The 21,745-nt window shown below is 41.7% G+C and carries 24 protein-coding genes and 1 riboswitch; of the genes, 1 reads left to right on the top strand and 23 read right to left on the bottom strand.

What is annotated here, in order from left to right; all coding sequences use genetic code 11:
• The 14 genes from WMO37_RS12930 to WMO37_RS12865 all read right to left on the bottom strand — a co-directional run.
• Positions 1–1,121: hypothetical protein (locus tag WMO37_RS12930; protein ID WP_349155213.1), on the bottom strand; the 1,121-nt coding region annotated here is incomplete at its 3' end.
• 130 nt (positions 1,122–1,251) lie between these two features.
• Positions 1,252–2,376 carry a hypothetical protein gene (locus WMO37_RS12925; protein ID WP_349155212.1) on the bottom strand — a complete coding sequence of 375 codons (1,125 nt, stop codon included), beginning with the start codon at positions 2,374–2,376 and terminating at the stop codon, positions 1,252–1,254.
• A gap of 153 nt (positions 2,377–2,529) precedes the next feature.
• Positions 2,530–2,925 carry a hypothetical protein gene (locus tag WMO37_RS12920; protein WP_227089185.1) on the bottom strand — a complete coding sequence of 132 codons (396 nt, stop codon included), beginning with the start codon at positions 2,923–2,925 and terminating at the stop codon, positions 2,530–2,532.
• A 98-nt stretch (positions 2,926–3,023) separates the two neighbouring features.
• Positions 3,024–3,401 carry a hypothetical protein gene (locus WMO37_RS12915; RefSeq protein ID WP_349155211.1) on the bottom strand — a complete coding sequence of 126 codons (378 nt, stop codon included), beginning with the start codon at positions 3,399–3,401 and terminating at the stop codon, positions 3,024–3,026.
• 108 nt (positions 3,402–3,509) lie between these two features.
• A complete protein-coding gene (locus WMO37_RS12910) occupies positions 3,510–3,650 on the bottom strand; it encodes a hypothetical protein (RefSeq protein ID WP_022432534.1) in 141 nt (46 codons plus the stop codon).
• A 146-nt stretch (positions 3,651–3,796) separates the two neighbouring features.
• Positions 3,797–5,281, bottom strand: a complete 1,485-nt coding sequence (locus WMO37_RS12905; RefSeq protein ID WP_349155210.1) for a hypothetical protein — start codon at positions 5,279–5,281, stop codon at positions 3,797–3,799.
• A gap of 37 nt (positions 5,282–5,318) precedes the next feature.
• Positions 5,319–6,353: an ATPase, T2SS/T4P/T4SS family gene (locus WMO37_RS12900; protein ID WP_227089182.1), complete on the bottom strand. Its 1,035-nt coding sequence runs from the start codon at positions 6,351–6,353 to the stop codon at positions 5,319–5,321.
• Between the two features lie 3 nt (positions 6,354–6,356).
• Positions 6,357–6,539, bottom strand: a complete 183-nt coding sequence (locus tag WMO37_RS12895; RefSeq protein WP_022432537.1) for a hypothetical protein — start codon at positions 6,537–6,539, stop codon at positions 6,357–6,359.
• A 368-nt stretch (positions 6,540–6,907) separates the two neighbouring features.
• Positions 6,908–7,249 carry a DUF5640 domain-containing protein gene (locus WMO37_RS12890; RefSeq protein WP_022432538.1) on the bottom strand — a complete coding sequence of 114 codons (342 nt, stop codon included), beginning with the start codon at positions 7,247–7,249 and terminating at the stop codon, positions 6,908–6,910.
• A 110-nt stretch (positions 7,250–7,359) separates the two neighbouring features.
• Positions 7,360–8,799 (bottom strand): UDP-N-acetylmuramoyl-tripeptide--D-alanyl-D-alanine ligase, encoded by a 1,440-nt coding sequence (locus WMO37_RS12885; RefSeq protein ID WP_349155209.1) that lies wholly within the window; start codon positions 8,797–8,799, stop codon positions 7,360–7,362.
• A 14-nt stretch (positions 8,800–8,813) separates the two neighbouring features.
• Complete coding sequence (locus WMO37_RS12880) at positions 8,814–9,848, bottom strand: D-alanine--D-alanine ligase family protein (protein WP_022432540.1); 1,035 nt, start codon at positions 9,846–9,848, stop codon at positions 8,814–8,816.
• Positions 9,849–9,961: 113 nt separating this feature from the next.
• Complete coding sequence (locus WMO37_RS12875; RefSeq protein ID WP_436970291.1) at positions 9,962–11,332, bottom strand: citrate/2-methylcitrate synthase; 1,371 nt, start codon at positions 11,330–11,332, stop codon at positions 9,962–9,964.
• Between the two features lie 40 nt (positions 11,333–11,372).
• Entirely contained in the window at positions 11,373–11,987 is a 615-nt protein-coding gene (locus WMO37_RS12870) for a DUF1653 domain-containing protein (protein ID WP_349155207.1), read from the bottom strand.
• Positions 11,988–12,031: 44 nt separating this feature from the next.
• Positions 12,032–12,628: a zinc dependent phospholipase C family protein gene (locus tag WMO37_RS12865; protein ID WP_022432543.1), complete on the bottom strand. Its 597-nt coding sequence runs from the start codon at positions 12,626–12,628 to the stop codon at positions 12,032–12,034.
• A 147-nt stretch (positions 12,629–12,775) separates the two neighbouring features.
• Between WMO37_RS12865 and WMO37_RS12860 the strand changes: the two genes are divergently transcribed.
• Positions 12,776–13,618 carry a PHP domain-containing protein gene (locus tag WMO37_RS12860; RefSeq protein WP_022432544.1) on the top strand — a complete coding sequence of 281 codons (843 nt, stop codon included), beginning with the start codon at positions 12,776–12,778 and terminating at the stop codon, positions 13,616–13,618.
• Positions 13,619–13,712: 94 nt separating this feature from the next.
• On the opposite strand, the gene WMO37_RS12855 is transcribed toward WMO37_RS12860, so the two are convergent.
• The 9 genes from WMO37_RS12855 to pheA all read right to left on the bottom strand — a co-directional run bounded on the left by WMO37_RS12855 (position 13,713) and on the right by pheA (position 21,509).
• Complete coding sequence (locus WMO37_RS12855) at positions 13,713–14,546, bottom strand: Cof-type HAD-IIB family hydrolase (RefSeq protein ID WP_349155206.1); 834 nt, start codon at positions 14,544–14,546, stop codon at positions 13,713–13,715.
• Between the two features lie 43 nt (positions 14,547–14,589).
• Complete coding sequence (locus WMO37_RS12850) at positions 14,590–15,771, bottom strand: phosphoribosylaminoimidazolecarboxamide formyltransferase (RefSeq protein WP_349155205.1); 1,182 nt, start codon at positions 15,769–15,771, stop codon at positions 14,590–14,592.
• A gap of 33 nt (positions 15,772–15,804) precedes the next feature.
• Positions 15,805–16,518, bottom strand: a complete 714-nt coding sequence (locus tag WMO37_RS12845; protein WP_022432547.1) for an IMP cyclohydrolase — start codon at positions 16,516–16,518, stop codon at positions 15,805–15,807.
• A gap of 118 nt (positions 16,519–16,636) precedes the next feature.
• A riboswitch (ZMP/ZTP riboswitch) is annotated at positions 16,637–16,754 on the bottom strand.
• Positions 16,755–16,819: 65 nt separating this feature from the next.
• Complete coding sequence (locus tag WMO37_RS12840) at positions 16,820–17,212, bottom strand: hypothetical protein (RefSeq protein WP_349155204.1); 393 nt, start codon at positions 17,210–17,212, stop codon at positions 16,820–16,822.
• A 230-nt stretch (positions 17,213–17,442) separates the two neighbouring features.
• Positions 17,443–17,886 carry a hypothetical protein gene (locus tag WMO37_RS12835; protein ID WP_227089173.1) on the bottom strand — a complete coding sequence of 148 codons (444 nt, stop codon included), beginning with the start codon at positions 17,884–17,886 and terminating at the stop codon, positions 17,443–17,445.
• A 103-nt stretch (positions 17,887–17,989) separates the two neighbouring features.
• Positions 17,990–18,238 carry a hypothetical protein gene (locus WMO37_RS12830; RefSeq protein WP_349155203.1) on the bottom strand — a complete coding sequence of 83 codons (249 nt, stop codon included), beginning with the start codon at positions 18,236–18,238 and terminating at the stop codon, positions 17,990–17,992.
• 127 nt (positions 18,239–18,365) lie between these two features.
• Positions 18,366–19,622, bottom strand: coding sequence for an ATP-binding protein (locus tag WMO37_RS12825; RefSeq protein WP_022432465.1), 1,257 nt, complete (start codon positions 19,620–19,622; stop codon positions 18,366–18,368).
• On the bottom strand, positions 19,619–20,326 hold the full coding sequence (locus WMO37_RS12820) for a LytR/AlgR family response regulator transcription factor (RefSeq protein WP_227089170.1): 708 nt from the start codon (positions 20,324–20,326) through the stop codon (positions 19,619–19,621). Before WMO37_RS12820 ends, WMO37_RS12825 begins: the two co-directional genes overlap by 4 nt.
• Before the next feature lie 52 nt (positions 20,327–20,378).
• Positions 20,379–21,509 carry a prephenate dehydratase gene (gene pheA / locus WMO37_RS12815; protein WP_349155202.1) on the bottom strand — a complete coding sequence of 377 codons (1,131 nt, stop codon included), beginning with the start codon at positions 21,507–21,509 and terminating at the stop codon, positions 20,379–20,381.
• Between the last annotated feature and the right edge of the window lie 236 nt (positions 21,510–21,745).

The following is a 21,745-nucleotide window of genomic DNA, read 5'->3' as shown; positions in this document are numbered from 1 at the left end:
TATCCGGTCTTTTTGAAGTTGAATACGCTGTACTTATTGTCAATGCCCTGGGCTGCGTTATAGGAAATAACGTAATCGCCGGTATTGTCAGCACCGTTTCCCATGTAGCTTACAAACTGGTCTGCGTGTGACCACTGGGCTTCAAAGGTGGCATTGGCAAACAGTGAGGAATAGTATTTGCTGTCTGAAAGCATCGTTGCAAGCTGTCCGGCATCGTATACCTTTCCTGCCTGCTTGCCGCCTGCTGATGTAACCTTCCAGCCGGTGAATACATAACCCGGTCTTGTCGGTGTTTCAACCACACTGACATTATTAATGCCAAGGCGCTCCATGCTCTTAACACTGCCGCCGTCACTGAATGTGCCGCCGTCCGCATAGAATGTATAGGTAAACGGCTTTGTGACAAGCTGGATAATTTCAAAGCTGTCATATAAATAACTCATGCGAAATTCAAATTCCATGCCGCCGCCGACTGCAAGGCTTCCCCTTGCCCAGCGGAATACAGGCATGATATAGGTCACTCGCTGCTGTCTGTCTGCCTGTGAAATGCCTGACGGATACCCGGAAGCACCATAAGAGGCATGGTTTGTCTCACGTCCAATGCTCCATGATTCGTTGACACCTCTCCAGTCCCCGTCAAACACCACGTTGCCGTCAGCATCATACTCACCCATCGACCAGTAAAAGTAAAGGTTATTACCTGAGTTGTTTCCCTTGATATAGGTCAGTCCGCCTTCATCTTCCGTATCATTCTGTGCCGCGACAATGCTGACTGTCATGCCGTCTGATACACGCAGCTTATGTGCATACATGGCACGGCTGAGTTCATTCCCTACAACGTTGTCATAATGGTGGTTTGTGCCGGTATAAATAGTTCCATCCGGACCGGCATCAAGCGTCTGGTTCCAGCCATAGTCTTTACAGTCTGCTTTTAAATCATATGTAGCCACCGCTGTCAGGTCACTTTCGCCGCGGCTGCAGATATCCTGCCATGTAAGCGGCGCTGCCTTTACACTTGTCACTACCGTGCCGATAATCCCTGCGGTCAATGCCGCCGCAATGGCAGCTACTGCCGCTGTACGAAGCTGTTTCTTTTTAATTTTTATTTTCCCTTTAAACATTCCGTTCTCCCTTCTTAAAAATTGTCTGCTTTATGCCTGCCATTAAAATATGACAGACAGAAAAAATATAACCGGGGCAGAATCCGTCATCTGCCCCGGTTATTACTTTCCTTATTTCATTGTGTTATTTTTACATCATAAACCATGATAAATACAGATTTACAACACCATCTTTGATATATGGTCTGAGGTCTGTTTTTTGCGGGTCTTCCTTTGTATGGATACCAGTTCCATCTGCAAGTACTTCTGCTGTAATGATATAGCCTGACGTAAAGCCTTTCCAATCATCCGGCTTCCAGTGACTTGCATACACCGGCTCTGTGATGTTGCCGTCTTTATCCACCGGTACTGCAAGATATTCAATATATCCTACCAGTCCGCTTGTATCTGCACGGGATTCTGTTACTGCTCCCGTTCTGTCCCTGTCATGGTGTACGACCTGAATTACAATGGTATCCATCACCTGACCGTTTCTGACTTCCTTACCGTCTACCGTACCGGAGTATTCTGTTGCTACCCTGCCGTTTACGACGTACCATGTATTCTCGCCGTCTGCGGCAAATCCGTTGTAGCCAAAGTCTACCGTACCGCCATTAAACTTCCATGTGCCATACTCGTTGCTGCATAAGCCGTTAAAGCCGAAGTTTACGGAACCGTTATTGACTTTCCACCAGCCATAGTCATTTAATGCCATACCGTCAAATGCGAAATCAATCGCACCGCCGTTAAAATACCACCATGTATTAGTTGCTTCATCGAAAACCAGTCCATTTGCATTAAAATCAACTGAACCATTGGTAAACTTCCACCAGCCGTAGTCATTTAAGGCAATGCCGCTGTAGTTAAAGTCAACCGTTCCGTTGTCATACTTCCACCAGCCGTACTCATTTACACCCATGCCGCTGTAACTGCCGTCCAGTCCGCCGTTATTGACATACCACCAGCCGTACTGGTTTAACACCATTCCTGAATAGGAAAAATCAACTTCACCGTTATTAATCTTCCACCAGCCATAGTCATTTAATGCAATACCGTCATATTCGTAGTCAATCTGTCCGTCTTTATAGCAGTGCCATGTATCACCATCAAGGATAAGGCTTTCTTTTGAGCTGTCCACATACTTCTGTACAGAATAATCGGATGCGTAAGTCTTTACCCCTCCTGCACCCAGTGCCGCCATTGCTACTGCCGCAGCTGTCATTCCGATGACTGCCGCCTTGTCTGCTTTCTTTAATAATGCTTTTAATCTTGTCATAAAATTTTCTCCCCTTCTTTAGCGTTATACTTTATTATAATGGAACAGGCGCCGCCTGTCCATGGGTAAATTACCGTGCAGTATTAAATTTTCAAGGTACATTTATGGTACGCCGCTTCTTAACCGCTTCATTGTGATCTGCTTCTTTGGTTATTACGGCTCAAACGAAAATGCCTTTTCATACGAACAGCTTCCCTTTTTGCCCCTTAACGGATAGTCGTAATCTTCCGTCACGATAATGTCAAAATTACCGTTTTCGATATCCGCCTTTACAACCTGCACTGACAGCTCCCCATCCGTGCCGATTTTTTCATTCACCGCCCTGCAGAAACCCTGTATCAGCTCCTGCATATAGGCTGCTGTATTTCCCTGACTGTAATCAAGGCGCAGATAAATATCACCCATGACATCCACTGCATAATCCGATGCCTTGTCAAGGCTGTTGCTTACCTCATTGTCCCTCATGTTGGTACTGATGATGGAACAGTGGATCAGCACACACAGCGCTGTGACAACCAAAAAACCTCCTCCGGTTATAACCGTTCTCATGAAGTTCTCCCCTTCCTGTTTTCTTACATTATTTTCCCCTAAACACGAACACTTTCCGGCTCAGCTTTTTCTAAATCACGTTTCCCCCAATCACTTCCCTATGCCGTCTTTGGCGTTCTTGCAATCGCATCGTATGTATGATTTGCATTCAGGTTCAGAAACGGCATTTTTAATGCGTATTTCAGCTCCAGCTTGTAATACACGTTCCCGGAAGTTGCAGTATCATACGTTACCGCCGCCGTCATGCCGTATCTGCTTACGTGAGAATTAATGTGGTCTAATGTAGCTGCATCCAGTGTATACCCGGCCGCATCATCACCGGTGCTTTTTCCATACACTTCCATGTAATCCTGCACGTATTTGGAAACTTCATTTACCTTGTTTACGTCCATGTTCATCTGTATAAACCCTATCGCCATATAACACATGATAACAAGGATTATACAATATGCCGAACTTTCTATTATTGATTTCATACTCATCTCCATTCCGCAAATGCTTTGTCCCAAACAGCTGTCCGTGACATCTGCGGCACAGACAGCTTTATAAAAATCTTACATTTAAGGATTTTTCATACCCGTACCTTATCTGTACAGCAGTGTATTAATCACTGCCATAATGGTCTGTTTATACATTACAATAACCACACCCAGCATTGCCGTTACTGCCATAAATCCTGCCAGCGGCACAACGGCATCCTTTACCATTGCAATCAAGTCGCCCATACCGTCCTCCTATACACACACCTTGAGTAAAATCTTTATGAAAACCGCAATAACTGCGCCCATAAAAATAAATGAAGTAACCGCATCTCCATATAAATCTACTATTGTATCCATTGTTTTCCCCTTTCTGCGTACACGCCCAACGATTACAAATAATTTGTAATAACTAGCATCATATCTGCTGCCACCTTCACTGCTACAAAAAAAGTCGGAATATATTCTGAAAAACGCATTATACTGATATGGTCTGCATTGTCTGCCGTTTCATACTGATTCATCAATTCATAATTTCTTGTGAGAAGCGTTTTGATGGTTGTATCAATACTCTGCGCATCATTTTCGCTGAGCGAGTATAAAATACGTACCGAAGATGAGATATCCGTTACCTCAAACTGATTTAAAAAAGAATAATACGGTGTTACATCTGAAGGATTTTCTTCAATCGCATAAATGAACTGTTCCAGCGACTCTTTCATAATCACCGGTGCTGTATCATACGTATCTTCAATTGCCATTGCAAGTGATTCCTCCGAAAGGTTGAGTGCTACGTCCCTGAGCCAGTCTGCAAATGAATAATACAAATCTTTCTTCAAACGCTTCAATGCCGCCTGCCGGTTAATTTGTGGCACAATCCACAAATAAATACCGCATACCGCCGCCACGGCACACCACAGATACCATCCGTAATATGCCAGAATGCCGCTTATGCCTGCCATTATAACAAGAATCGGTATCAGACTGCGGTGAAGTTTCTTTAAGTCGGTATGAAATGCCATTTGATAATCTCTTTCTGCCGCCTTATCACTGCGCTGTTTAACCAGCCAGTCACAGTCATGCCGGATCTGCATATAAGTGTAATACATCATACATAAAATTAAAAATGTACAGGAGACCACCTGATATAGCGGTTCATGTGTAATATCCAGCCTGATTTCAGATGTATTTTCACAGATATATGTAACCAGCACAGATACCGATGCCATCAGAAAACTCAGTACTACTCCGATTGCCGTTGTCTGTTTTATGCGTCTTATTTCCTCCTGAAACTGATATACCCGTTTTACCCAGTGGTCTGCATCGCACCGCAGTATTTCCAGTAAACTTTTATACTCCCCGCCTTTTTCTTCCACCTGTGTTAAAAAAGTATGCAGTGTTGTAATTCTTGAACATGCATATTCTTTTTCAATGTTTTTAAGTGCCATGCGATACACATCTTTTGTTGTCCCATACTGCATTTCCTGTATTGCCGCAATGATACAATTTTTCATTTTATGATCCGTGACTTTCAGTGTATCTTCAAGTGCCGTAAGAATTTTGGGCTGTCGTTCAAATGAATAAATCATCTGATGAATATATACATCCACATCGTGAAATTTCTTTTTCTTTTCTTTCCCTGAAAAATACGCGGCGGTCACCGCGGGAATACAAAGTATTCCCGCTGCCATCACCATAAAAATCCATATCGGCTGTAATCTGTAAAACCACCCTGTAAGGACGGTTATGACCATTACTGCCCCAAATATGCCTGCATACCCCTGTGGTGTACAGGCAGCTCCGCTCTCCCCTGCTTTCTGCTGTATTCTCCGATAAGAAAAATACTGCCTTACATTTCTATATTTAATTTTTTTCATGCTTCCTCCCATGATTATTCCCCTCTTGCACAAAAACTCATGCTGTCTGATACGGATTCTCAATCCCATACCGCAGAAAACGGCGCTGATAGGCTTCCGGTATCTGCTGCGGTGTTTTCCCTTCTCTGTCATATAACACCGTACAGGTATTCCTGCCGCCCTCATTGTCGTAAAATGCCATCTGTGTAATCCGCCGCCTTTCCTTTGCATCGCACTCAACCAGCACCCCGACATCAATATATTTGTAAATGTTATTGATGAAGCGTTCTGTAATATCACACGAGCCCAGCATATTATACATTCTGTCCGGCAGCCCCCGCACGTCGTCCAGATGTATCGTTGTCATACAGCTTGCCCCCGTTGACAGGCTGTTTAACAAATCCAGCACCTCCGGTCCTCTCGACTCCGACAAAAGTGTCCAGTCAATATTATGCCGCAGTCCCGCTCTGATAATCTGTGAATATGAAAACTTCTCATCCACAAAAAACTCCGCACATTTTTTCCCCGGATTAATTTTACGGTAATGGATTTCCTGATTGTCTTCATACACACCGACCTTTTCATTTGCCGGAATAAATGTGGACAAATATTTGAGCAATTCCGTCTTTCCGGCGTGCGGCTGCCCGCCAATCACAATATTGCAGTGTGCAGTCACACAATTTTCAAGCAGATTAATCAGCGTCTCCGGCGCATAACCAGCCTGTACAATATCCTGATGGCGGAATCTCAGCCTTGTCGGGATTTTACGGATTGCCATACTCTTTTTGGTACAGCGGGATTCATGCCAGATGGATATGCGCAAATCTTCCGTATTGGCCTCCAATATCGGATATGCCCTGTTAAACGGCACTTTCATAATATTGGCAAGCCGGATTGCAAGATTATCCACATATTCCTCATTTAACCGGATATTATGGCAGTAACAGCCTTTCTTTAAATCTGTAACCCACAGATAATAACCGTCCCACTCAATATCCGTAACATCTTCATTCTGTATCAGATCTTCTATTTCCCGAAACAGTTCTGCACGATTCTGCCGGATGTATCCTTTTAATCCCTGTTCTTTTTCCAATCCCTATTCTTTACTCCCCTCTCCGCTGATGGCATCCTGAATCTGCTGTTCATAAGAAATGTTATCTACCGCCGTTGTCGTCTTGGTATTCACAATCTTTACAACCGCAACCGTCAGCAAAACAGCCGCAAGAACTCCTGCAAGCGCCACAATGACCTTCCCGTAATGTTCAATAATATCGTGCATCTAAAAAACCTCTCTTTCTTCTGAGTTGTTAAAATGTGATAATTTTCCGACTGGGAATGTATCCCTTTGGAATGACTTAAAACTAGAATTTATCCGAATAAAATAAAATAAATATAATAGATATCTATTACGTAATTAAGAATACCATATAAAATAGATTTTGTAAACCCCTAATATAAAAAATATTTAAAAATTCCAATAACTAAAAAGATACCCGGTATATAAAATCCTGCTGCTTCTCATTTCTGAGCAACTTGTTGCGAAGAGGCGATGAGAAATTCGCGCATGCGATTTCTCATCTGCCATCACAGATGTTTGCTTTTACTCGAAAGTAAACATCTGTGTGATATACCCGGTATCTTTTTTATTTACTGCTTTACAAATGTAATCTGTGTCTGGCTGCTGTCTGTTAATGTCAGCTTGCCCTTCTTTAACGTATATGTATACTCATCGGATTCTGTCTGTCCCAGATAAGACATGGTAATTGTCAGCTTATCTTTTTCTGTCGTATACGTAATATTTAAAGAAATGCTGTCACCAAGGCTGATACTTCCCGTTCCGTCGTCCTTTAATTCAAGCTTTGAAATATCGGCATCCGTTCCGTCTACAGTCCATGTACCTGTAATGGATTTGCTGCCGCCGCATGCCACAAAGGATAAAGATAATACCAATACGAGCATCAGCGCGCTTAATTTTTTCATTTTTTTCATGTGTTCTTCCTCCAATCCGCAGGCATTACAATATCAAAAGAATCTCAGATTGAATTTAATTTCCTTCTGCGATAAGAGTTTTTTGTCATGCCCGCAACACAAATAATCAATTATTCCTGTGTCATTTCTGTAATTGCTTCAATCACCTTTGGAAATTCCATTGCATGGGATGCTTTTACCAAAATATTGTCCCCCTGCTTTAAAAGTGCAGGCAATTGTGCAATAAGTTCCTCTTTTGTTGTAAATGTATGCACACTGCATGGATACGCACCGGCATGATTCTTCCGGTAATCTTTGGCACCCTGCGCAATCGACGTTGACAGCGCACCTACCGTCAGCAAAACATCCATCTGCTTTTGTGCCAGATAACTGCCGACTTCGTAGTGGAGCTGCTTTTCATTTTCACCCAGTTCAAACATATCACCTAAAATGCAGACCTTGCGCCCCTTTGCCGTATCCAGCACATCAACAGACGCTTTCATAGAAACCGGATTGGCATTATAGCAGTCATCTAAAATCAGAAATCCGTTTTCCCGGATAATATGATTTCGTCCGGCAATCGTTTCCATGCCCTCAATGCCTGTTTTTATCTGCTCTGCGGTCAGTCCGAGTGCCTCACCGACTGCCGCTGCTGCCATGGCATTATACACCATATGCTCTCCCGCAACCGGAATCTGCACAGTAAAATCTTCTGCCGCATTTTCAGTCTGATTCTCCGTCTGAACAGCATTATCTGCTGCCATATGAATCCGGCAGCGGACGCCTTCCAGTCCTAAATTTTCAATATGATCCGCATAGATTCCCGCTGTATTTTTAATACCGAAAAATACCGGCTTTTTGCCGTAAACTTCTGAGATTGTAATGAGCTTATCGTCATCTCCGTTTAAAATAACCGTGCCATCCGGATTCATGGATTTAAAAATCTCTGTTTTTGCCTTTAAAATGCCGTCACGGCTCTTTAAATTTTCCAAATGACACAAGCCGATATTGGTAATGACACAAATGTCCGGCTGTGCAATTTTTGTCAGACGGGTCATTTCACCGAAATCACTGATACCCATTTCCAAAACAGCGATTTCATCTTCCTCCGTCAGTCTGAAAATGGTAAGCGGCAGTCCGATTTCATTATTGAAGTTGCCCTGTGTCTTTAATACTTTGTACTTCTGTGAAAGAACTGCTGCAATCGTTTCCTTTGTACTGGTCTTTCCGACACTTCCCGTAATACCGACCACTTTGATATCCAGATTGGCGCGGTATAACTGCGCAATGTCTTTTAATGCCTGAAGTGAGGATTCTACCTGAATGTACGGTCTTTTCTCTCCCGGAAGCTCCTGCTCGGAAATACAGCAGAGCGCTCCTTTATCATAACAGGAATCAATATAAGCATGCCCGTCACTTCTTGCACCCTTAATCGCAATAAACATTCCCTGTGGCTGTATCTGCCTGCTGTCTGTTGTAATAGCTGAAACTTCTTTTATTTTGTCGCCGTCACTGCCATGATATATTCCATCACAGGCTTTTGCAACAGCTTCCAAAGTCATTCCCTTCATGGTACTCTCCTGCACTATTTATTATATTTATTCATAGAGATTTCTACAATTTTTTGTGTCAGCTGATCATAAGACATGCCGACTGCTGCCGCTTCCTGCGGAATCAGACTGGTTTCTGTCATGCCCGGAAGCGTGTTGATTTCCAGACAGAAAATGTCTTCGTCTTCATTTAACAGCATATCCACTCTGCCACATGTTTCAATACCGACTGCCTGACACGCTTTAACTGCCCAGCGCTGCATTTTCTGCGCTACATCTGCCGGAAGATTTGCCGGACACGTTTCCTTTGTTGCGCCATTGTACTTATTCTTGTAGTCATAAAAGCCTTCTAACGGTTCAATTTCAATAACCGGCAGTGCTTCTCCGTCAAGAACCGCTACTGAAAATTCCCTGCCCTTTACATATTCTTCAACCAAAATGTTATCTTCATAGCGGAAAGCTTCTTCCACTGCGGCACGGAATTCTTCTTCGTTATTTGCAATGGATACACCTACACTTGAACCGCCGCAGCACGGCTTTACAACACACGGATACGGAACATATTCTATCTTATGTCCTTTCTTTAAAGAAATGCCCTTTGGCATCGGAACACCTTCGGATACCAGTACCTTTTTAGTCAGTTCCTTGCTCATGGAAATGGCGCTGCTTAAGTATCCTGTTCCTGTATATTTAATACCCATCAAATCAAACGCAGCCTGAATCTTACCGTCTTCGCCGTTCGCACCGTGCAGTCCGATATAAACGATATCTGCTGCCTGACACAGTTCGAGTACACCCGGTCCGAAAAATCCGCCGCCGATGCGTTCTCTTTCTTCAACCAGCTTTGCAATACCGGCTGACTGTTCTTTCATGCTGTCTGCCAGCTTTTTTAAATCATTGTCTTCCTGGAAAAATTCACTGCTGTGCTTATATTTCCCCGAACCTGTAAATACATCTATCATATTGGCATGATGTCCGTTTCTTCTTAACGAACCGCACACCATCATACTTGTCATAATGGAAACATCTCTTTCCGTACTGGTTCCGCCAGCTAATACTACAATATTCACAACAATCCTCCTATCTACCAAAAAAGGCAGCTTCTAAGTCTTTATCTATATAAATATAGCACGTTACCTGCCTGTATGCAATCTGCATTTTAAAGGAGATAACGTGCTTTTTACTACCGCTGGTCTAACGGTACATATTCTTTATGGTCACAGACATTGCGGTATGCCGGACGGATAATCTTGCCACAATTAATTAATTCTTCAATTCTGTGCGCACTCCATCCTGAAATTCTTGCCACTGCAAATATCGGTGTAAAAAGTTCCTGCGGAAGTCCCAGCATACTGTATACAAAACCGCTGTAAAAATCGACATTGGCGCTGACGCCCTTATAGATTTTGCGTTCCTTTGCAATTAATTCTGCCGCAATCCGTTCAACATCAGACATGAGTTTAAACTCTTTCTCTCTGTTCTTTGCTACAGAAAGTTCTTCTACGAAGCCCTTGAACACTCTCGCTCTAGGGTCGGATAAAGAATAAACCGCATGTCCCATTCCATATACCAGTCCGGTATGGTCAAATGCTTTTTTATGAAGAATGTCATCTAAATATGCGGTGAGTTCTTCTTCATTATCCCAGTCTTTTACATGGGCTTTGATATCTTCAAACATCTGGCTGACCTTGATATTTGCACCGCCGTGACGAGGACCTTTTAAGGATGCCAGTGAAGATACAACCGTTGAATACGTATCTGTTCCGGATGATGTTACAACGTGGTTTGTAAATGTAGAGTTATTACCGCCGCCGTGTTCTGCATGCAGTACCAGTGCAATATCCAGAATCTCTGCTTCTAACGATGTATATTTGCCGTCCGTCCTTAATAAATGCAGAATATTTTCCGCAGTTGAAAGCTTCGGGTTCGGTTCGTGGATAATCAGACTGCCGCCCACATGAAAATGCCGGTATGCCTGATAGCTGTATACTGCCAGAAGCGGCAGTTCCGAAATCAGCTGTAATGACTGTCTGACAACATTCGGCACACTGGTATCGTCTGCCTTATCATCATATGCATAAAGCATGAGTACGCTTCGTGCCACCGCATTCATAATATCGCGGCTTGGCTTTTTCATGATGATATCCCGTACAAAATTCGGCGGAATACATCTGTAATTGCCTAAAAGTTCATTAAAATCCGCCAGCTGCTTCTTATCCGGCAGTTCACCGAAAAGCAGCAGATACGTCACTTCTTCAAATCCAAAGCGTTTATCCTTTGTAAATCCTTCAATCAGCTTTTCTACATCGTGTCCTCTGTAATAAAGCTTACCGTCGCACGGATGGGACACGCCATTTTCATCCACCTCCGATGCCTTGACTTCCGAAATCTCTGTCAGTCCGGTTAATACGCCCTTACCGTTCAGATCGCGAAGTCCCCTCTTTACCTCGTATTTGTCATACAGAGAAATATCAATTCTGTTATTCTCCCTTGATTTTGCTGCCAGAGCTTCAATCTCTGGCGTTACTGCTGAAAAGTCCTTTGCCTCCAATATGTGTAACCTCCTTTTCCGCCATTGTCATAAAGGCATAATGCTATCTTAACCTCGTTCCCTCGTAACGGACATGTGTCCTGATACAGTCCCGAAGTGATGCATACCGTTTTTCAATCGGTCCGTCCGGGACCTCAATCTCCATAGAAGCTGCCATTGCGTTAATCACCGAATCGTCTAATTTGTCCTTGCACAGCGAAAGCACATTTAATTTTTCCGTGTAGCTTTCCGCGTCCAGAAACAGCAACAGATACGGATTTACGCCTCCCTCCTGTGGCAGTTCTTCCAATTCTATTGATTCTACAGGTTCCAGTTCTGAATTTTCCTGCGTATCCGGCAGTTTTTCCGCACCGGCAGTTTGTGGCTGTACTTCCTGTGCTTTCTCTAAAGCTTTTGCCACTTCCCGCTGTGCCGGTTCTTCCACCGGATTTACCTGTTCAAACCGGTATTTCTGTGTAACTTCCGGATATTTTTCGTGGTCAACTTCACTCATAAACATCTCATAAGGTCTTACATATACCGCATAATCGCCGTACAACGCCTGATACACAACCATTTTTTCTTTGGTTTCGGAGTGATACGCAATACATCTGACCTGATATAATTTATCCTTAAAATGCCTGTAAAATCCGCCGATTACAATCTGTCTGTCTTCCATAACAATCTCCGCTCCTCTCTGCAAGGTTTTCAGTATTGATGACTTTAAGCCGCTGCTGCCGCAGACACCGGATTCGAATTTCTGTAGTGTTCTAGCAGATTTAAAATTCCTGCAACTGCAACATGGCACAGTGCCACGATATATCTGCAATCCGATTCCACCGTTTTATTGCACTTTAAATACTGCTGGTGAATCTGGATTACATAGTCACACAACTGCTGCGGCGTTGTAAAGCGCCTCACAACCGTGCTGTTTACATTAATTTCTCCACTGCGTATGTAACTTCTTAATGCAAATTTCAGCTTTTTTTCATAGATACAATGCTCCCTGATAGAACCTGTAAATACACAATTATGTGGAAATGTAAAATAATCCGCCAGATAGTGGGTCACCTCCCCCAGCTTCCGGCAATAGGCTGTCGATATTTTTTTATAATCATCTGAATTCACGGTGAGCTTTCTGATAAATTCACACACCATATCAAAGGTTTCTTCCATATTATGTTTCGTAGTTACAAACGAAGGCTTGCAGTCCGGAAGCACGCTTCCGACAATAAATGCCTTTCTGTGATTTTCAAGTAACTCGCTGTCAATATGATCTAATAAATATCTTGACAGTGAAACATGGGATTTCTTTCTCATTTTGCCTCGCATTCCGCTGGATAAAACAGCTTTTTAAATTACATTAAATTTTTTTCTGCAATTAATTTACATTTTAAACTAAAAATAATATAATTACAATGAAAAAATTATAAAATTGTGCAAAATTGCACTTAAGGGAGGACTTTTATGGACGCGATAGATTTACATGTACACTCAACCTTTTCGGACGGAACGCTGACACCTTCTGAGCTTATCAGCCGTGCAAAGCAGTTTCACCTTGCCGCCATGGCGCTGACCGACCACGATACCATTGAAGGGATTCCCGAAGCCGTACAGGCTGCCAGCGAACAAAACCTAGAGCTTGTTCCCGGTGTTGAATTAAGTACGTTCTGGGACGAAAAGGAAATCCACATTGTCGGCCTTTTTATTGATTATACGGACAAAACCTTCCAAAAAGAACTGGAAAGTCTGCGTGATGTCCGCCGTAACCGCAACATTGCCATGTGTGAAAAATTTACACAGCTTGGCATTCCGATTGATTACAGTGATATGGAAAAGGAATATGCCGATGCCGTCATTACGCGGGCGCATTTTGCGGATTACCTGCTTAAAAAAGGCTATATAAAAAGCCGTAACGAAGCCTTTGACCGTTATATCGGTTCAAACGGTCCGTGCTATGTGCCGCGTAAAAAAATGCCCTGCGCCGAAGCTATCCGCCTGATAAAAAATGCGGGCGGCGTTCCAATCCTTGCACATCCTGTTTTATACCACCTCGGAAAAGAACCGATGAATAAGCTTATGGACTACCTCTGCGATTCGGGCATTGTCGGACTGGAAGCCATCTATTCCACCTATACTGCCGGTGAGGAAATCCAGATGAAAAAACTTGCCGGTGAGCGCGGACTGATTCTTTCCGGTGGTTCGGACTATCACGGTGCCAACAAACCGCACATTGAACTGGGTATCGGCAGGGGACATTTATTCGTGCCATACTCTTTATTGGATGAAATCAAAAAGCACCGCAGATAACACTTTTTTAATTCAAAAACAGCACCGGAAACTCCTTAGCGCATATCTGCATCTGCCACTTTTCTCTCCGGTGCTGTTCTTTTATCCCTTATCTTTAATCTATACACTTCAAAATATTTTTCAAAGCATAGGCAACGCCGTCCCTGTCATGGTGCAGTGTCACCGCGTCTGCCACCGCAAGCAGTCCATTGGACGCATTTTCCATAGCAATGCCGCAGCCTGCATATTCCAGCATATCAATATCATTGTCTGCATCGCCGAATGCCGCAACCTGCTTTGGATTTAATCCCAGATATTCTGTGATAAATTTCACACCGGAACGTTTTCCTGCGTCCTTATATGAAATTTCCACAAGCTGGCTGATTGAACTGGTGATATAAATATCCTCCACCTCTGCCTTTAAAACTTCGATGACCTTTTGCTTCTGTGCTTCATCTTTTACCACAATGTCCATGCTGTCAAGTTCATCATCATGCTGCTTTAAAAATGAAACAATATCGTCCTGCAAATGTCTGGTAGACTGCACATATGCCACGGCATGCTCTGTTGCTCCGAATTTTACCGGGTCTTCAATATATTCTTTTGCCGCATATGCCGTGCCACGGATAAATCCCTCATACGTAACAGGAAAATCCTTTGTCAGTTCCAGAATCTTTTTTACAGACTGCTCCGTCAGCACATAGGAACGCAGACACTGCTTGTCCTGTATTCTATATACAGCAGCTCCGTTACTCGTTATCGCATATTCAATGCCCGGAATGGAAACAACGTCCTGCGGCAGTGTGTCAAATGCCCTTCCGCTGGCAATACACACATGAATTCCCTTTGCAACCGCCTTACGGATTGCTTCTTCATTTGCCTTTGAAAGTTTCCCTTGTGCATTTAACGTTGTCCTGTCGAGGTCTAATGCTATACATTTAATATCCATTTTCCGTTCATCTCCATTCCACTGCCCTTTCCGGGTGCTGTTCTTAGTGATGGAATAATCTCATGCCTGTAAAGCACATTGCAATGTTGTGCTTGTTGCAGGCTTCAATTACATTGTCATCACGGATTGAACCGCCCGGCTGTGCAATATATTTTACACCGCTCTTGTATGCTCTTTCAATGTTATCGCCAAATGGGAAGAATGCATCTGAGCCTAATGCCACATCTGTATTCTTATCAAGCCATGCACGCTTTTCTTCCTTTGTAAATACTTCCGGCTTTTCTGTAAATACTCTTTCCCATTCGCCATCTGCCAAAATATCCATGTAATCTTCGCCAATATATAAATCAATCGCATTATCTCTGTCGGCACGTCCTACATTTTCCTTAAACGGAAGGTTTAATACCTTTGGATTCTGACGTAAGAACCAGTTGTCTGCCTTAGAGCCTGCAAGACGTGTACAATGGATTCTGGACTGCTGTCCCGCACCGATACCGATTGCCTGTCCGCCTTTTGCATAGCATACAGAATTGGACTGTGTATACTTTAACGTGATAAGTGCAATCATCAGATCAATCTTTGCGGATTCAGGAATTTCCTTATTGTCTGTTACAATATTTTCAAGCAGTTCCTTGTTAATCTTAAATTCATTTCTGCCCTGTTCAAATGTAACACCGAATACCTGCTTTCTCTCGATTGGTTCCGGCTTGTAATCCGCATTAATCTTGATAATGTTATAGTTGCCCTTTTTCTTTGCCTTTAAAATCGCCAGTGCTTCTTCATCATAACCCGGTGCGATGATACCGTCTGAAACTTCGTGCTGAATCAGCTTCGCGGTTGTCACGTCACACACGTCTGAAAGAGAAATGAAATCGCCGAAAGAGGACATTCTGTCTGCACCTCTTGCTCTTGCATATGCGCATGCAAGCGGTGAAAGTTCTCCAATTGTTTCATCTACCCAGTAAATCTTCTTTTCAACTTCTGTTAAAGCAATGCCTACTGCCGCACCAGCCGGAGATACATGCTTAAAAGAGGTTGCCGCAGGCAGTCCTGTTGCTTCTTTTAATTCCTTTACAAGCTGCCAGCCGTTGAAAGCATCTAAGAAATTGATATATCCCGGTCTGCCGTTTAAGATTTCTACCGGAAGTTCACTGCCGTCTGCCATAAAGATTCTGGACGGCTTCTGATTTGGGTTACAGCCGTATTTTAACTGAAATTCGTTCATTTTTTCCTCCTTGCCGCTTCTGCGGAATCTGACTTATTTATTTTTATTGATAATTCTTGTTTCGTACTTTCCGGTTTCAATGTCGATGAAACGGACGAATAAAGATACCTTGTTGTCTTCATTTAAGTTGTTCCAGATCATATTTGTAAATGTGTCAATATCACCTGAAATCCGAACCCATGTCGGCTCGCCTTCAAAACTCGGAAGCGGATTGGCATCTTTCATATAAGTATGGATAAAACGTCCTTCACCCGCTACAGGATTTCTGTAATCAAATGTATAGCGGTTGCAGGCTGCCGGATTGCCGTTGTTGCTCTTTAAAATCGACATTGCATAGTCAAATGTGCCGTTTTCAATGTGCATAATGCCTGAAATTCTCGGTGTGTAGTTTGGTCCGTCCGGTTCAAATTCTCTTGTTCTTAAAGATTCTTCAAATGTCTTTCCCTGGCTCATTAAATCATAAACCGTATCTGTCTGGTCGCCGTTTGTTACAATCGTATCATTTCCTAAAACACGTACCGGCGCGTAGATAATCAGACTTGGGTCACTTAATTTTGACGGGTCAAATGCCTGTGTGCGGATTCCTTCACCGTCTTCTACAAATACACGGTTGCGGCTGTTTTCGCTTCTGCCCATGATAAAGTAAGCTGTTACCGCTTTCTTTCCGTCCTCTGACTTACCAATCACAATTCCTCTGCCCGGATAATCACAGCCTGACAGTTCCTTTTCCAACATCTGCATTTCCATACAATCCTCTCTTTCCACTGCCTATGCAGCACTGTAGTTTTTCGATTGAAGATTTGCACCTCTATGGCATAAATCTTCGTAAAAATAATATAAGCCGGCCCCTGAGTAACCAAGCTTTAATGGTCGCCCAGGCGGTCGGCTTATCTACAAAATCTGTACTCCCTGTGGGTAATCCCACATACAGGAGAATGGTTCTTTACATCTTCCTGCATTTTCCGCCAGTCGTACAGCAGCTACTATTAAGATACACTATTTTTTTCGGAAATGCAATGTTTTTTATTTTATACTTTGTCTTATATTTTTACAAACCTGCTATAAATTCATTCAAATCCGAATATTGCAGTGCATACTTTTCTTTGTCAATGCTGCTGTTCGTGCCTGCGAAAATAACCTTTACCGATGTACCGTCCGTTCCCGTGATTTCAAATGCATAACTCCAGCCGCTCGCAGATGCCGGTGAACTTTTCGTACACATCACATTCTGCATATACGCCGTAATCTTATCAATATCATCGGCTTCTTTATAACTTTTTATTTCACCGGTGTTCCCGCTGATAATATTCACAACTGCAATATCCTGCACTTTTTCACTGACAATATCCGAAAGTTTTCTCGTGCCTTCCGGCTTACTGCACCCGGCGACTGTACACAGAAGCAATATTACCGTAACGATGATGCAACTGATTTTTTTCATACTCCTCCTATTCCGAACAACTTGTTGCGATGAGGCGATGAGAAATTCGCGCAGGCGATTTCTCATCTGCCATCATAGATGTTTGCTTTCGCCCGGAAGCAAACATCTGTGTGAAAAATCAGCACATCAGTGTGATTTTTCACACTCCCCTTTTCCGTAGGCACTTTGCCGGAGGAATCGCGAGCCAAATGTCAGATTTGGCTCTGCGATAAAAAGTGGCTTTGTGACGCCTAAAACGGATTATAGTGCTGCATTTTACTGTTGATATAAAAATTGGCAAACTCCGAAATCGCTCTTAACTGCTCTTTTACTTCCTCTTTATTCTCAATGTCTTCGACAACTTCTACCTGCCAGCAGTGCCATGCATACCATGTTAATACTTTATATTTACTGCTAAATTGAGGTAAGCCCCTTACATTTTCCATATAATCCAGTCCCAAAGCATAATCCTTTTTGAACTGTTTCATGGCTTTTGACGGATTTTTGAATACCGGACGTCCATATGAATTTGCACCGATTTCATATGCGGTATTTTCTCCAAATTCGATTTTGCTTCCGTCTGTGTGAAATGCTTCGCTTTTTACCGGAACATATGCCCGAAACCACACCACAAACAATATGACTGCTGCCAAAATGAGTATGGTGAACGGAATGATTCGTTTCATCGTTTTCATAGTATTCCCTCCATTCTTTTCACTTTATAGACTTTGGTATCTACCTTAACCCGGTTGGTATCTATACAGGTAATGAATATTTGTTTATTTTCCCATTCAAATTTTATCCCGTAACTCCAGCCTGTTTTGAATCACTATAAAAATAATCCGGTTGTAATTTGCACTCCCCAAAATATTGTGCAAGCTTTTCTATATCCTCCGTATTTTTAACTACAACAATATCTCCCGTTCCGCCGGATACAATACTCACTTGCTCAATATCCGAAATATTTCCTGCATACAGCGAATCCAGTTTCCTAGATTTAAAATAAAACAGTATTATTACAATAATAACAACAATTACTATAACCATAATTTTTTCTTCATGTCTTGCTCCTATTATTAATCAAATACTTCTTGTCAATCATACATAATCTAAATATGTATTACAATCCCCTCTGTCGTAAACGGTCGTTATTTTGACGTAAACGGTCATTTTTTTACAATATAATCTCACAATAAAAAAAACTGTCTTTTTCATAAAAATCTAGTGTTCCATCCAGCTGCTGTACCGTTTCCTTTATAATTTTTATGCCATATCCGTGCCTACTGCTTTTTTTACTTGTGTATTCCAATCCCTGATGTTGCAGGACTGATTCTGCAATCGCATTTTTAATCACGATATCCAGTACATCTTCATCACTTTGAATGCTGATTCCAATAATCCTGTCATTTACAGGAAGTTTAAGCTGCGCTTCTATAGCGTTGTCCAGTGCATTTCCCAATATACTACACATATCTACTTCGGATATCTGTTTTAACTTCCGGCATACATATACCTCTGTCTGTATTCCTTTTTCCCTGCAAAACATCAATTTTGCATTTAGAATAGTATTGACAACAATACTATCTGTATAAACCATATCTCCCAATATAAGTGTTCTTTGCGTATATTCTGCTAAATAACGACGCATTCCCTCAATATCCGGTATTTCACTGTAAAGATACCCATTCAGGCTCTGCAAGTGCTTTTTTAAATCATGCCTTGTTTTTTTTATCTGCTCATCAATTTCATGAATACCGCGCATATATAATTCCTGCTGCTGCCGTTTTCGTTCCTGCTGCATATAGTATTGTTCTCTTTGTTGTTCTTCTTTTGTCCGCAAAAAAAGATAAATTAGTATACTATCAATTAATACAATGCCTACTACACTATACATTCTGCTTGCTGTCGTAAACAGCAGCAAATACACTATTCCTACTGATATAATGACAACAACTACAAGCAATACCTTCTCTGCTGTATTAGATAATCCGGATATTTTTTTTATTCCCCACATACTTAACAATGCTACAAAAAAATATATAACTGACAAATTCACCATATATATTTTTATTAATATCGTAGATACTATTCCATTTGTTAATATAACGGCAATACTAAAAAACGTTATTACAACTGTCGCTTTGCTAACTGCCACATACCCTTTTGCTTTTTCTCCAATAATTCCATATATACTTAACATAACCCATTGTGCCGGAATATTCCACCACACAGAATACTCATTTATCCATAAAAACTGCATAAATACCGTAATTCCTATCACAGCAACCCCCATTGCTATATATCTGTTTTCTCTGTCTTTTTGTGACGGAACTGCTAAAAGTGTATGCATCTGTTCTAACATTAACAAACTGATAAAAATACTTCCTAGTCCATTTACTAAAAATTTATCACTTCCATATCCCCATATCATACCTTCACCATCGTTCTTTTATATTCCTTATATTTTTTCAATACATTAGTCTTATTCCTTCTGCTAATTTCCAATTCTACTCCATTATCTAAAAGTATTTTTTCTTCCGCTATATGAATTCTTTTTATATACTTTAAGTTTACAATATATTTTTTATGTATTTTTACAAAATCATATGACAAAAGCTGTTTTTCCATTTGGGACAGCGTATTTCTGATTTCATAATCATATTTGTTTGTGTGGATTATAATATAGTGATTATCGCTTTGAATATATATGATACTGGAAACTGCTATACTTTCACTACTGCCATATATATCAAATTGTACGATTCCATTTTGTTTTAATTTTCCTTTTAATTTACTGATTACCTTCGGAAGTACCTGTTGATACTGTGCCTTCCTTAAAAAATAGAACGGCTGATATTCAAAGCTGTCATATACCATTAAATCATTTGAGGTAAGAAAAATAATATTCGTTTCCTTTCCACAATGAGCCAGCTTTTCTGCTGTTTCAAATCCCGTCATTCCACCCATATACAAATCCAGAAAAACGGCATCATAATTACATTTTTTACAGCCTGCAAGAAACATTTCCCCACTATAATAAATATCAATAATATCGTTATATTGAAGACAGTCTGTCAACTGTCGCTTTAATGTGGTGCAAAATTCTATATCATCATCACATATAGCTATATTCATAGACTTTCCCCCTCTTTAAAATCACATTCTATACGGATATCCCGCCGGGAAATTAGTAATTTCCCAGCAGCTTTATCTTTTTGGATTCTTCCTCAATGCCACGCAATGCGTTAATAACCCGCGGGTCATCAATATTGCCTTCAAAGTCTACGAAAAAGCGGAACTCCCACTCTCTGCCTTCAATCGGGCGTGATTCAATTTTGTTCATGTTAAGTCCGTTGTAAATGATGTGGCTTAACAGGTTGTAGAGTGTTCCGGCTTCGTTTGCCGTTTCAAATACAATGCTCATCTTCTTCGCATTTTTTACAAATTTTCTTGTATTCGTAACAATGACAAAACGGGTCGTATTGTTGTCCAAATCATTAATTTTATGCTTTAACACTTCCAGTCCGTATACCTGTGCCGCTTCTTCACTTGCAATGGCAACATGGGACGGATTCTTTTCCAAAAGCACCTTCTGGGCGCTCTGCGCTGTATTTGCCTGACTAATCTGATTCCAGTCCTTGTGCTGTTCCAAAAATCCTTCACACTGCATTAAGCCCTGCGGGTGGGAATAAACAGTTGTTACTTTGTCCAAATCCGTACCCGGAAGACCAAGCAGTGCATGTTCTACCTTGATATAAGTTTCTGCAATAATATAGTTATTATATTCCTGCAATAAATCATAAACACCTGCCACAATCCCGGCTGTTGAATTTTCAATCGGAAGCACCGCATAATCTGCCTTGCCCATTTTGACCGCTTCCATGGCATCCCGCCATGTCGGCACATGAAAATTTTCTACATTTTCGCCAAAGTAACGCTTCATGGCAATATAGCTGTATGCCCCCGGAACACCCTGATAAACGACCTTGCAGTTGGTCTTGTCCACTTCGTTCACAGCTTCATACGGCTCTCGTAATGTCTGACCATTTTCTTCCAATAAGCGGTACTGCATTTTTCTGGAATTTGCCATAATCTGTGAAAATAAGTCATTGATTGCATGGACATTTTCCGGGTTCTGAACCATTTTTGTAATTGCCGCCAGTTTTGCATTTTCTCTTTCCGTATCCAACACTTTCTTGCCGGTAGAAATTTTATATTCCGCTACTGAATGACAAAGTGCCATTCGTTCTTCAAATAATGATACAAGCTGTTTATCAATTCCGTCTATTTTTTCCCTGATTTCACCTAAATCTAACATTTTAATCCTCATTTCCGCTTCGCTCTGGCACTTTTCGCCGTGCATGTGAGTGAAAGCCGAAGGCTTTCACTCACTGTCGGGCATTCGCCCTATCAGCCGCAATCGTCTAAAAGAGCTTTGTGCTAGCACAGCTCTTTTTTCCTCTTTCGTCTGGCACGGCTCATTGCTTACGCACATTATACCATATTTTTTTTTGTATCGCACTATGATTTGTGATATAATTCTTTATAATTATG

Origin of the sequence: Lachnospira intestinalis, from assembly GCF_040095895.1 — a bacterium.
Lineage (GTDB): Bacteria > Bacillota > Clostridia > Lachnospirales > Lachnospiraceae > Lachnospira > Lachnospira intestinalis.
The sequence above is the reverse complement of the archived record's forward strand: the minus strand, read 5'-3'. Positions and strand labels throughout refer to the sequence as shown.